Here is an 11905-nt window from a genome sequence, read left to right on the forward strand (position 1 = left end):
ATGGACCGCCGCATTTTCGGGCTGGAGAACGAGTACGGCGTCACGTGCACGTTCAGGGGACAGCGCCGACTGTCTCCTGACGAAGTGGCGCGCTACCTCTTCCGCCGTGTTGTGTCATGGGGCCGCAGCAGCAATGTCTTCCTGCGGAACGGCGCCCGCCTGTACCTCGACGTGGGTTCGCATCCGGAATATGCAACGCCGGAATGCGACAACCTGATCGAACTGGTCACCCACGACAAGGCAGGCGAGCGCATTCTCGAAGGCCTGCTCGTCGACGCAGAACGCCGCCTGCACGAGGAGGGAATCGCGGGCGACGTATACCTCTTCAAGAACAACACCGACTCGGCGGGCAATTCGTACGGTTGCCACGAGAACTACCTGGTGGCCCGGCACGGAGAATTCTCCCGCCTGGCGGACATCCTGATTCCCTTCCTCGTCACGCGCCAGCTGATCTGTGGTGCGGGCAAGGTGCTGCAGACCCCTCGGGGCGCGGTGTACTGCGTCAGTCAGCGGGCGGAGCACATCTGGGAGGGCGTCAGCTCGGCCACCACCCGTTCCCGGCCGATCATCAACACCCGCGACGAGCCGCACGCGGACGCCGAGCGTTACCGGCGGCTGCACGTGATCGTCGGGGACTCGAACATGTCCGAGACGACGATGCTCCTCAAGGTCGGTGCCACCGATCTGGTGCTGCGCATGATCGAGGCGGGCACGGTGATGCGTGACCTGACCCTGGAGAACCCGATCCGGGCGATCCGTGAGGTCAGCCACGACATCACGGGTCAGCGCAAGGTGCGGCTGGCCAGTGGCCGGGAGGCCTCGGCGCTGGAGATCCAGCGGGAGTACTACGAGAAGGCCCTGGACTTCGCGGAGCGTCGGGGGATCCGTACCGGGATCGTGGAGCAGGTCCTGGAGCTGTGGGGTCGCACGCTCGACGCGATCGACGCCGAGGACCTGGACCGGATCGGCACGGAGATCGACTGGGTCATGAAGTACCAGCTGATCGAGCGGTACCGGGCCAAGCACAACATGACCATGTCCAACCCGAGGGTCGCCCAGATAGACCTCGCCTACCACGACATCCACCGGCGGCGGGGTCTGTACTACCTGCTGGAGCGCAAGGGGCAGGCGGCGCGGATCTGCAACGACCTGAAGATCTTCGAGGGCAAATCGGTGCCCCCGCAGACGACTCGGGCGAGGCTGCGCGGTGACTTCATCCGTCGGGCGCAGGAGCAGCGGCGTGACTTCACGGTGGACTGGGTGCACCTGAAGCTCAATGACCAGGCGCAGCGGACGGTGCTGTGCAAGGACCCGTTCCGTTCGGTCGACGACCGGGTGGAGAAACTGATCGCCGGGATGTAGACAAAGTAAAGTGTGACATCTCACTGATCTTGGCCAGGGCCCCGTACGGATCTCGTACGGGGCCCTCGTCACGGCTTAGAGTGGCGGGCGACCGCCAGCCGTCTGAGATCTGAGGAACACGTGCGCCGACTTGCCGGCCTTCTTGTCGTACCGATGCTGCTGCTCACCACGGCGGCCTGCGGGGACGACAGCGGCTCCGACTCCGCCGAGACCACGAACGGGGTGCCCGCGATCACGAAGGGCGCCAAGTTCGGGGAGACCCCGACCCTGGCCCAGGGCAAGGGCACGCCTCCCAAGGAACTGAAGGTGGAGGTCATCAGCGAGGGCAAGGGCCCGGTGCTGAAGAAGGGCGACATCGCCCAGGTCAACTACTCCGGCCAGGTGTGGGACGGCAAGGAGCCCTTCGACGCCAGCTTCGGCAAGGGCAAGACCTTCGACGTGAACATCGGCGCGGGCGCCGTCATCAAGGGCTGGGACCAGGGCCTGGAGGGTCAGAAGGTCGGCAGCCGCATCGAGCTGGTGATCCCCCCGGAGCTGGGCTACGGGGCGCAGGGCTCCGGCGAGAAGATCAAGCCGAACGCGACGCTGGTCTTCGTCGTGGACATCGTCAAGGGCGCCTCCGTCCCGGCCTCGGCCAAGGGCAAGGAAGTCGCGCAGGACAACAAGGACCTGCCGAAGGTCGGTACCAACACGGACGGCAAGGAAGTCTCCGTGACGGTCCCGAAGGACGTCGAGCCGCCGGCCAAGCTGGTGTCGAGCTACGTGATCGAGGGTGACGGTCCGGTCGTCAAGGACACCGACAGCGTCGTCGTCAAGTTCAACGGCAAGACGTGGAAGGACGACAAGTCCTTCGAAAGCACGTACGCCACCGACTCGACGGTGACCTGGCCGATGTCCGAGCTGTCGGTCAAGGGCCTGAAGGAAGGCCTGGTGGGCAAGAAGACCGGTAGCCGGATCCTGCTGGTCATCCCGCCGGCCGACGGCTTCGGCGACAAGGAGCAGGGCACCATCCCGGCCAATTCGACGCTGGTCTTCAGCCTCGACATCCTCTCGGTGATGTAACACTGTTCCGGTTGACCGGTTCGTACGTATGAGGAGCAGTTCCGTGAGCGACAGGCTCGAAAAGCCCGAGATCGACTTCCCCGAGGGCGAGGCCCCCAAGGACCTCGTGTCCGAGGACATCTGGCTGGGCGACGGTGTCGAGGCCAAGGCCGGCGACACGGTCGCCGTCCACTACGTGGGCGTGGCCTTCTCCACCGGCGAGGAGTTCGACGCCTCCTGGAACCGTGGCTCCGCGCTGCAGTTCAAGCTCGGTGTCGGCCAGGTCATCTCCGGTTGGGACCAGGGCGTCCAGGGCATGAAGGTCGGCGGCCGTCGCAAGCTGACGATCCCCGCGCACCTCGCCTACGGCGACCGCGGCGCGGGCGACGCGATCGCCCCGGGCGAGACGCTGATCTTCGTCTGCGACCTGGTCAAGGTCGGCTGATCCGGACTTCCGTGATCCGAGCAGGGGCCCCCGTCGTCAGGCGGGGGCCCTCGCTTTTGCCCGGGCCCGCCGGGACGGTACGGTCAACGGTCACGAGTGTGTGCGCGAAACGGGGGGATGGCGTCGATGGCGATTGCCAAGGCCGAGCGGCTGATGAATCTGGCGCTGTGTCTGCTGGGGACCCGTCGTCCGCTCAGCAAGCGCGAGTTGCGCGGCTCCATCGAGGCCTACCTGGAGGCGGGCAACGACGAGTCCTTCAACCGCATGTTCGAGCGGGACAAGGACGATCTGCGCGAACTCGGCCTCGTCATCGAGACGGTGGAGAACATCGAGGGCGAGACCGGCTACCTGGCCCGCCGGGACAGCAACCGGCTGCCGCCCGTCTCGCTGGACGCCGAGGAGGCCGCGGCCCTCGGGCTCGCCGCCAAGGTCTGGCAGCAGGCCCGGCTCGCGGGAGCCGCCAGCGGGGCCCTGCAGAAGCTGCGCGCGGGCGGGATGCCGGAGGCCGGTGACCCGTACGAGGGCCAGCACAGCGCCATCGAACCGCGCATCCCCGTCCACGAGGCGGCCTTCGAGCCGCTGATGCTGGCCTGCCGCGACCGGCGGCCGGTGGTCTTCGAGTACCGCAGGTCCAACGCCGCCCGCCCCGAGCCGCGTCAGGTGGAACCCTGGGCGCTGGAGTGCTGGCGCGGCCACTGGTACCTGGCCGGCTACGACCGGGACCGCGGCGCGGAGCGGGTGTTCCGGCTCTCCCGGATCACCGGCAAGGTCCGCTCCCGGGTGGGGAAGTACACCGCCGAGGTGCCCGACGTGGTGACCGTGCGGGAGACCGTGGCGAGCTGGGCCGGCGAAGGGGCCCAGCGCTCCGCGCTGATCCGGCTGCGGGCCGGCGCCGGGTACCCGCTGCGGGCCAAGGCCACCGCGGTGCGGGAGGGCGGGGACGGCTGGGACGAGCTGGAGATCCCCTACGGGCACGGGCTGGACGCCTGGCTCGTGGAGTTCGGCCCCGACGTCGTCGTGGTGGAGCCCGCCGACCTGCGCGCCGACGTCGTGGACCGGCTGCGCGCCGTCGCCCGGGGCTGAGCACCACCCGCCCGGGGCCGACCGCGCCCCGGTGGCCCGAACACCGCTAGCAACGCCCTGAGGGGGAGACGTACCAGCATGGCTGCCAACGCCATCGACCAGACCCGCCGGATGCTGTCCCTGGTGACCTACCTGCGCGAGCGCCCCGGGGCGCACGTCGCCGACGTCGCCCGCGCCTTCGGGATCACCGAGGACGAGCTGATCTCCGACCTCGACGTGCTGCCCATGTGCGGGACCAGCTTCCGCGGCGGGGACCTGCTCGACATCGACACCGACGGCGAGCGCATCTGGTGGCGCAACCCCGACGCCTCGGGGGAGTCCACCGCCGAGCCCCTGCGGCTGGCCGCCGACGAGGCGACGGCGCTGCTGGTCGCGGCCCGCGCCGTCGCCACCCTGCCCGGGCTGCGCGAGAGCGACCGCGACGCCCTGTTGCGGGCCACCGCCAAGCTGGAGGCCGCGGCCGGCGAGGTGGCGGGCGCCAGCTCCCGGCTGTCGGTGACCTTCGAGTCGGAGGGCGGCGTCTTCGCGGACGTCGACCGGGCCATCGCCGAGCGGCGCCGGCTCTGGCTGCGCTACTACTCGCCCGCGCGGGACGAGCTGACCGAGCGCGTCGTCGACCCGATCCGCCTCTTCGCCGTCGGGCACACCTACCTGGAGGGGTGGTGCCACCTCTCGGAGGCCCGCCGGACCTTCCGGCTGGACCGGGTGGCGGAGATCCGGCTCCTCGACGAACGCTCCGAGCCGCCCGCGATCGAACCCCGGGACCTGTCGGTCGGGCTGGTCCAGCCCGCGGCCGAGGACCCGGAGGTCGTGGTCGAGGTCGCCCCCGGCGGCCGCTGGGTCGCCGAGTACTACCCGCACGACAGCGCCGAGGAGCAGCCCGACGGCGGCCTGCGGATCACGCTGCGCAGCCCCGACCCGGCCTCGCTGCGCCGTCTCGCGCTGCGCCTGGGCCGTGACGGACGGATCGTGTCGCCGCCGGACCTGGCGCTGAGCGCCCGCAAGGCCGCGACGGAAGCCCTCGCCGGGTACGGGGAACAGGTCTAGGGAGCGGGGGAGCGATGGCGGCAACATCCGGGCCCGCGTCGGGCCGGACCTCCGGCGCGCCGGAGCCGGTCGCCGGCGGCGCCGGGCCGGTCACCTTCAAGGCCGCCTGTCCCGAGTGCCGGGCCCGGTTCGAGCTCGCGGCCGGCGCGCTGCGGCTGGCCATCGGCGGCAGCAGGCGCACCACCTTCTACTCCTTCACCTGTCCCGAGTGCGCGGTCCAGGTCCGCAAACCCGCCGGTGAGCGCATCGTGGAGCTCCTGACCGGCGGCGGCGTGAGCACCCTGCGCAGCGTTCGGGGCAGGGGATAGGCTCTGCCCATGCTGTGGCCGATGCTCGCAATTGCCCTGGGCTTCCTCGGGGTGGCCGTCCTTTCCGTACTGGCCGTACGGGTCTTCGTCGAGGTCCGGCGACTCGCCGGGCAGGTGGACGAGGCCAGCCGCCGGATCACCGAGGCCTCGGGCGACCTGGAGCGGGCCGCCGCCGACCTGGCCCGGGCGGGCGGGGCGGTACGGCCCTAGCCGACGGGCCCGCCGGTGGTCTTCGTGCGTCCCCCCGGCCGTACTCGGGTGTCGGCACACCCATGGAAAAGGCGGGGCGGGAGCCGTACCGTCTAAGCCGCGCACCAGCGTGGATACCCCTGGGGATTGCCGGGCGTTAACCCTCGGGGGTTACGATCGATGTCAGAGCGGTAGCGGATCTTGATCCGAAATCCGCCCAGGCCACCACAACCAGCCGTTTCGGTGAGAAGGAAGACACACATGATCGGCAATCTGAAGCCCCTTGAGATCCTTCTGATCATCGCTGTCATCGTGCTGCTGTTCGGCGCCAAGAAGCTCCCCGAGATGGCCCGCTCGCTGGGCAAGTCGGCCCGCATCCTCAAGAGCGAGGCCAAGGCCATGAAGAAGGACGGCGAGGCCGAGGACGCGGCCACCGCCGCCACGGTCGCCGACCAGACCCCGCAGCAGACCACGGCCCCGCGCACGATCCAGGCCGCCCCCGGTGACGTCACCAGCGCCCGCCCCGTCAGCGAGCCCAACCACACCGCCAAGAGCTGACACGGGCGGTCACCACCGCCCCGCGCCAGTCATCTGCAACGAGACAAGGGACGTGGGTTGCTCAAGTCTGCCCGCAAGCAGGAGAAAGCGGACAAGGACGCCGAAGGGCGGATGCCTCTTGTCGAGCACCTGCGTGAGCTGAGAAACCGTCTGCTGAAGTCGGTCCTGGCGATCCTCGTGATCACCGTCGTGGCGGCCTTCTTCTACAAGGACCTCATCGACTTCATGCTGAAGCCGATGCTGGACTCCGTCGGCTGTACCGACGGCGTCGTCTCGCAGCGCAACGGCCGCCCCTGCGCCGACATGACCGTCAACGGCCTCATCGCGCCGTTCTCGATCGCCCTCAAGGTCTCACTCATGGCCGGTGTGGTGCTCTCCGCGCCGGTGTGGCTCTACCAGCTGTGGGCGTTCACCGCCCCCGGCCTGCACAGCCACGAGAAGAAGTACGCGATGAGCTTCGTCGCGATCGGCGCGCCCCTGTTCGGTGCGGGCGCCGTCCTCGCGTACAAGATCCTCCCGCAGACGGCCACGATCCTCCTCGAATTCACCCCCGATCACGCGCGCAACCTGCTGCCGGTCGACGACTACCTCGACCTGGTCACGCGCATGGTCATCGTCTTCGGTCTGGCCTTCGAGCTGCCGCTGCTGCTGATCCTGCTGAACTTCACCGGGGTCCTCACCGGCAAGCGGCTGGCGAGCTGGTGGCGGGCGATGGTCCTCGGCATCACCGTCTTCGCCGCCTTCGCGACCCCGACCGGCGACCCGCTCACCATGCTGTCGCTGGCCGCCCCCATCGTCACCCTCTACTTCGTCGCGCTCGCCGTCTGTCTGATCAACGACCGCCGGCGCGCCCGCAACAATCCCGACGCGGGCCTCGACGACGACGAGGCCGCCGAGCTGGACCTCACCCCCGCGCCCATCGGCGCCATGGAACCCGTCGCCGCCCCGTCCGCGCTGCCCGAACAGGCCGACGGCGGACGCCAGCGGATCAACGGCTACGACGACGCGACCTGACGGACGGATCCCGGCGGGTGACCGCCGGGGCCACCCCCTGCGTCGATCCCACCGCCGGACGCGGCCGGGCGTGCGGGCCGCGCCGGCCGGGCTCCGCGCGCGCGTGGACGGGTGAGTCCCCCCGCGGCCCGGTGACCGTCGCGCGCCTGCCCGCGGCCCTGCTGCCGCTCGCATAAATGATCGCGACTGTTGTCGGAGCCGACGGGTAGGCTCGATGACAAGATGACCGAAGAACTCTCTCCCGCCGAGCGGTACGCCGCTGCCCGGATCCGCGCCGCCGAAGAAGCCACCGCGTTGGCACCCTTCCGCGAGATGTACGAATTCGACCTGGATCCGTACCAGGTCGAGGCCTGCAAGGCACTGGAGGCGGGCAAGGGCGTCCTGGTGGCCGCACCGACCGGCTCGGGCAAGACCATCGTCGGCGAGTTCGCCGTGCACCTGGCCCTGCAACAGGGCCGCAAGTGCTTCTACACGACGCCCATCAAGGCCCTGTCGAACCAGAAGTACGCCGACCTCGTCAAGCGCTACGGCGCCGACAAGGTGGGTCTGCTGACGGGTGACAACAGCGTCAACTCCGACGCCCCCGTGGTCGTGATGACCACCGAGGTGCTCCGCAACATGCTCTACGCGGGCTCGCAGGCACTGCGCGGCCTCGGCCACGTCGTCATGGACGAGGTGCACTACCTCTCCGACCGGTTCCGCGGAGCCGTCTGGGAGGAAGTGATCATCCACCTCCCCGAGTCGGTGACCCTGGTCTCGCTGTCCGCGACCGTCTCCAACGCCGAGGAGTTCGGCGACTGGCTCGACACCGTGCGCGGCGACACCGAGGTCATCGTCTCCGAGGAGCGGCCCGTACCGCTGTGGCAGCACGTCATGGCGGGCCGTCGGGTCTACGACCTCTTCGAGGAGGAGTCCGACCACGGCGGCCGCGGCTCCGGCCGCCGCGAGGTCAACCCCGACCTGCTGCGGATGGCCCGCGAGGAGAACAGCCGCAGCTACAACCCGAAGGACCGCCGGCGCGGCAAGATGGTCCGCGAGGCCGACCGCGAGCGCGAGCGCCGCTCCCGCAGCCGGATCTGGACCCCGGGCCGCCCCGAGGTCATCGGGCGGTTGGAGAACGACAACCTGCTGCCGGCCATCAACTTCATCTTCAGCAGGGCGGGCTGCGAGGCCGCCGTCCAGCAGTGCCTGTACGCGGGCCTGCGGCTCAACGACGACTCCGCGCGCCTGAAGGTCCGTGAGATCGTCGAGGAGCGGACCGCCTCCATCCCCACCGAGGACCTGCACGTCCTCGGGTACTACGAGTGGCTCGAAGGCCTGGAGCGGGGCATCGCCGCGCACCACGCGGGCATGCTGCCCACCTTCAAGGAGGTCGTCGAGGAGCTCTTCGTGCGCGGCCTCGTCAAGGCCGTCTTCGCCACCGAGACCCTCGCCCTGGGCATCAACATGCCCGCGCGCACGGTCATCCTGGAGAAGCTCGTCAAGTGGAACGGCGAGCAGCACGCCGACATCACCCCCGGCGAGTACACGCAGCTGACCGGTAGGGCCGGGCGGCGCGGCATCGACGTCGAGGGCCACGCGGTGGTGCTGTGGCAGCGGGGCATGGACCCGGTGGCACTGGCCGGTCTGGCGGGTACCCGTACGTATCCGCTGCGGTCCAGCTTCAAGCCCTCCTACAACATGGCCGTCAACCTGGTCAGCCAGTTCGGCCGGCACCGCTCGCGCGAGCTGCTGGAGACCTCCTTCGCGCAGTTCCAGGCCGACCGGTCCGTCGTCGGCATCTCCAAGCAGGTGCAGCGCAACGAGGAGGGCCTGGAGGGCTACCAGGAGGGCATGACCTGCCACCTGGGTGACTTCGAGGAGTACGCGGGGCTGCGCCGCGACCTCAAGGACCGTGAGACCGACCTGGCCAAGCAGGGCGCGGCGCAGCGCCGGGCGCAGGCGGCCGGTTCGCTGGAGAAGCTCAAGCCGGGCGACATCATCCACGTGCCGAGCGGCAAGTTCGCCGGGCTGGCGCTCGTCCTGGACCCGGGCGTGCCGGCCGGGCGGGTCAACGGGCACCGCGGGCACGAGTACACCGAGGGCCCCCGGCCGCTGGTGCTCACCGCCGAGCGGCAGGTCAAGCGGCTCGCCGCGATCGACTTCCCGGTGCCGGTGGAGCCGCTGGACCGGATGCGGATCCCCAAGAGCTTCAACGCCCGCTCCCCGCAGTCCCGTCGGGACCTGGCCTCGCAGCTGCGGACCAAGGCCGGCGACTTCAGGCCCGGACGGGCGCCCCGCGGGCGGGCCGCCGCGGCCGACGACAGGGAGATCGCCCGGCTGCGGGCGGCGCTGCGGGCCCACCCCTGCCACGGCTGCGACGAGCGCGAGGACCACGCTCGCTGGGCGGAGCGCTACCACCGGCTCAAGCGCGACACCCAGCAGTTGGAACGGCGCATCGAGGGCCGGACGAACACCATCGCCCGCACCTTCGACCGGATCCACGCGCTGCTCACCGAGCTGGACTACCTGCGCGAGGACGAGGTCACCGTGCACGGCAAGCGGCTCGCCCGGCTCTACGGCGAGCTCGACCTCCTGGCCTCGGAGTGCCTGCGTGAAGGGGTTTGGGAAGGCCTGAGCCCGGCCGAACTGGCCGCCTGCGTCTCGGCGCTGGTCTTCGAATCGCGGCAGGCCGACGACGCGGCGGTGCCGAAGGTCCCGGGCGGCGCGGCGAAGGCGGCACTGGGCGAGATGGTGCGCATCTGGGGCCGGCTCGACGCGCTGGAGGAGGAGCACCGCATCAACCAGACGGAGGGCGTGGGCCAGCGCGAGCCGGACCTCGGCTTCGCCTGGGCGGCGTACCAATGGGCCTCCGACAAGAGCCTGGACGAGGTGCTGCGCGAGGCCGAGATGCCGGCGGGCGACTTCGTCCGCTGGTGCAAGCAGGTGATCGACGTCCTCGGGCAGATCGCGGCGGCGGCGCCGTCGTCCTCCGCCCCGCCGTCCTCGGCCGGTGGGAGCACGGTGGCGCGAAATGCCCGGAAGGCCGTGGACGCACTGCTTCGGGGCGTAGTGGCCTACAGCTCGGTCGGCTAGGCGCTTTTGGGGCTTCCTCCTAGACCCGTCATGGCCGGATCTCATCTCTTGCCATGATCGATTCGTCGTGTCCTGTGCGACGATCGGCGCATGAGTGCGGGAACGGACGAAGGACCGAGACGGGTCGGCCGGCCACGCGCCGACCAGTTGAGACCGGATACGGGCCGGCCGCCGCGCGAGGAACTCCTGTGCGCGGCGGCCGAGCTGTTCACGGTGCGGGGGTACGGGGCCACCACCACGCGGGCGGTCGCCGAACGGGCCGGAATGCGGCAGGCCACGATGTACCACTACTTCAGGGGCAAGGAGGAACTCCTCGCCGAACTCCTGGAGTCCACGGTCGCACCCTCGTTGGTGCTGTCCCGGCGACTCCTCGCCGAGACCGGCCGGCCGGCCGCCCGGCGGCTGTGGGAGCTGTGCCGTTCGGACGTCCTGCTGCTGTGCGGAGGACCGTACAACCTGGGCGCCCTCTACCTGCTTCCCGAGCTGCGCGGGCCGCGCTTCGGGCAGTTCCGCAGGATGCGGGCCGAACTGCGCGACACCTACCGCACCTTGCTCAAGGGGACCTCCGTCGGTGCCGAACTGGCCGGGGACAAGGCCGGACTGACCCTGCGCAACGACCTCGTCTTCGGGCTGATCGAGGGCGTCATGCTGATCCACCGCTCCGACCCGGCCCGCCCGCCCGCCGCGTTCGCCGAGGCCGCCGCCGACGCCGCGCTGCGCATCGCGGGAGTGGCCGAACCGGTGTAGGTCCCGGCGCCGCGGGGCGGACGGGGTTCGGCGACGGGCCCCGGGACCCGTCGTCAGGAGGACGCCGGGCCCGTTTCCCAGCCGGGCCGGTCGTCCCACGCCCTGAGGGTGAGGCCGCTCTCCAGGGCATGGGCGAGGCCCGTGACCGGGTCGGTGAAGGCGAGGGTCCGCGCCAGCAGTTGGAGGGGGCGGCGGTAGTCGGCCGGCTCGACGGGCTCCGCGACCACCGGGTAGACGGGGTCGCCGAGGATGGGCAGGCCGAGGGAGTTCATGTGCACCCGCAGTTGGTGGGTGCGCCCGGTGTGCGGGGTCAACCGGTAGCGGCCCAGGCCGTTCCGGACGTCGGTGAGCTCGACCAGGCTCTCGGCGTTCGGCTCCGCGCCCGGGACCTCGGTCGCCGCCATGACGCCGCGGACCTTCTCGATGTGGCTGCGCACCGTGCGGGGCAGTTCCACCGCCGGGTCGTGGACCGCGAGGGCCTCGTACTCCTTGCGGACCCGTCGGTTCTGGAACAACAGCTGGTAGGCGCCGCGGTCCTCGGTGCGGATGCTGAACATCACCAGCCCCGCGGTCATCCGGTCCAGCCGGTGCGCCGGGCTCAGCGTCGGTAGGTCCAGTTCCTGGCGCAGTCGGGCCAGGGCCGTCTGGAAGACGTGGCTGCCGCGCGGGGTCGTCGCCAGGAAGTGCGGCTTGTCCGCCACCAACAGATGGGCGTCCCGGTACACGACCCGGATCGGGAACGGCACCGGCGGTTCGGCCGGCATGTCCCGGTGGAAGAAGATCCAGCCGCCCGGTTCGTACGGGTCCTGCGGTCGCAGCGCCCGGCCGCCCGGGCCGACGACCCGGCCCGCCGCGAGGAGCCGGGCCATCGACTCGGCGCCGCGGGTGCCGGCGTAGCGCTCGGTCAGGTACGCGCCGAGCGTCGGCCACCTGTCGTCCGGGTCGGGCGGGAGCCGCAGCCGGACCGGGTCGATGCCGGAGAGCTGGGGCAGGGGCGAGGGCGGCACGTGGGATCTGCGGGTCATCAGGGACCAGG

At 70.6% G+C, this 11905-nt stretch carries 12 protein-coding genes; 11 read left to right on the top strand and 1 reads right to left on the bottom strand.

Annotated elements, in window-relative coordinates; genetic code table 11:
• From pafA to ACZ58N_RS26240, 11 genes are all read left to right on the top strand, one after another.
• Window positions 1-1362, top strand: a complete 1362-nt coding sequence (gene pafA / locus ACZ58N_RS26190; RefSeq protein ID WP_389711451.1) for a Pup--protein ligase — start codon at window positions 1-3, stop codon at window positions 1360-1362.
• A 120-nt stretch (window positions 1363-1482) separates the two neighbouring features.
• Window positions 1483-2424 carry an FKBP-type peptidyl-prolyl cis-trans isomerase gene (locus ACZ58N_RS26195; RefSeq protein ID WP_471164446.1) on the top strand — a complete coding sequence of 314 codons (942 nt, stop codon included), beginning with the start codon at window positions 1483-1485 and terminating at the stop codon, window positions 2422-2424.
• 28 nt (window positions 2425-2452) lie between these two features.
• On the top strand, window positions 2453-2848 hold the full coding sequence (locus ACZ58N_RS26200) for an FKBP-type peptidyl-prolyl cis-trans isomerase (RefSeq protein ID WP_471164449.1): 396 nt from the start codon (window positions 2453-2455) through the stop codon (window positions 2846-2848).
• Between the two features lie 126 nt (window positions 2849-2974).
• Window positions 2975-3931, top strand: a complete 957-nt coding sequence (locus tag ACZ58N_RS26205; RefSeq protein ID WP_471164452.1) for a helix-turn-helix transcriptional regulator — start codon at window positions 2975-2977, stop codon at window positions 3929-3931.
• A gap of 78 nt (window positions 3932-4009) precedes the next feature.
• Window positions 4010-4978, top strand: coding sequence for a helix-turn-helix transcriptional regulator (locus ACZ58N_RS26210; protein ID WP_471164455.1), 969 nt, complete (start codon window positions 4010-4012; stop codon window positions 4976-4978).
• Between the two features lie 14 nt (window positions 4979-4992).
• The gene (locus ACZ58N_RS26215; protein ID WP_471164458.1) at window positions 4993-5286 is read left to right on the top strand and encodes a hypothetical protein; all 294 of its coding nucleotides are present in this window, start codon (window positions 4993-4995) and stop codon (window positions 5284-5286) included.
• 9 nt (window positions 5287-5295) lie between these two features.
• Window positions 5296-5496: a hypothetical protein gene (locus tag ACZ58N_RS26220; protein ID WP_281206886.1), complete on the top strand. Its 201-nt coding sequence runs from the start codon at window positions 5296-5298 to the stop codon at window positions 5494-5496.
• Window positions 5497-5736: 240 nt separating this feature from the next.
• A complete protein-coding gene (gene tatA, locus ACZ58N_RS26225) occupies window positions 5737-6033 on the top strand; it encodes a Sec-independent protein translocase subunit TatA (RefSeq protein ID WP_471164461.1) in 297 nt (98 codons plus the stop codon).
• Window positions 6034-6090: 57 nt separating this feature from the next.
• Window positions 6091-7047: a twin-arginine translocase subunit TatC gene (tatC, locus tag ACZ58N_RS26230; protein ID WP_389711458.1), complete on the top strand. Its 957-nt coding sequence runs from the start codon at window positions 6091-6093 to the stop codon at window positions 7045-7047.
• Between the two features lie 222 nt (window positions 7048-7269).
• A complete protein-coding gene (locus ACZ58N_RS26235) occupies window positions 7270-10122 on the top strand; it encodes a DEAD/DEAH box helicase (protein WP_471164464.1) in 2853 nt (950 codons plus the stop codon).
• Window positions 10123-10212: 90 nt separating this feature from the next.
• The gene (locus ACZ58N_RS26240; protein ID WP_471164466.1) at window positions 10213-10869 is read left to right on the top strand and encodes a helix-turn-helix domain-containing protein; all 657 of its coding nucleotides are present in this window, start codon (window positions 10213-10215) and stop codon (window positions 10867-10869) included.
• 53 nt (window positions 10870-10922) lie between these two features.
• On the opposite strand, the gene ACZ58N_RS26245 is transcribed toward ACZ58N_RS26240, so the two are convergent.
• A complete protein-coding gene (locus tag ACZ58N_RS26245; RefSeq protein WP_471164469.1) occupies window positions 10923-11894 on the bottom strand; it encodes a pseudouridine synthase in 972 nt (323 codons plus the stop codon).
• Between the last annotated feature and the right edge of the window lie 11 nt (window positions 11895-11905).

The organism is Streptomyces sp. NPDC040432, from assembly GCF_055595445.1.

Excerpts from the sequence above, each read along its gene's own strand:
- ACZ58N_RS26245 (WP_471164469.1), bottom strand. The coding sequence starts at position 11,894 with ATGACCCGCAGATCCCACGTGCCGCCCTCGCCCCTGCCCCAGCTCTCC.
- ACZ58N_RS26205 (WP_471164452.1), top strand. The coding sequence starts at position 2,975 with ATGGCGATTGCCAAGGCCGAGCGGCTGATGAATCTGGCGCTGTGTCTG.
- ACZ58N_RS26240 (WP_471164466.1), top strand. The coding sequence starts at position 10,213 with ATGAGTGCGGGAACGGACGAAGGACCGAGACGGGTCGGCCGGCCACGC.
- ACZ58N_RS26215 (WP_471164458.1), top strand. The coding sequence starts at position 4,993 with ATGGCGGCAACATCCGGGCCCGCGTCGGGCCGGACCTCCGGCGCGCCG.
- ACZ58N_RS26200 (WP_471164449.1), top strand. The coding sequence starts at position 2,453 with ATGAGGAGCAGTTCCGTGAGCGACAGGCTCGAAAAGCCCGAGATCGAC.
- ACZ58N_RS26235 (WP_471164464.1), top strand. The coding sequence starts at position 7,270 with ATGACCGAAGAACTCTCTCCCGCCGAGCGGTACGCCGCTGCCCGGATC.
- tatA (WP_471164461.1), top strand. The coding sequence starts at position 5,737 with ATGATCGGCAATCTGAAGCCCCTTGAGATCCTTCTGATCATCGCTGTC.
- ACZ58N_RS26210 (WP_471164455.1), top strand. The coding sequence starts at position 4,010 with ATGGCTGCCAACGCCATCGACCAGACCCGCCGGATGCTGTCCCTGGTG.
- ACZ58N_RS26220 (WP_281206886.1), top strand. The coding sequence starts at position 5,296 with ATGCTGTGGCCGATGCTCGCAATTGCCCTGGGCTTCCTCGGGGTGGCC.
- pafA (WP_389711451.1), top strand. The coding sequence starts at position 1 with ATGGACCGCCGCATTTTCGGGCTGGAGAACGAGTACGGCGTCACGTGC.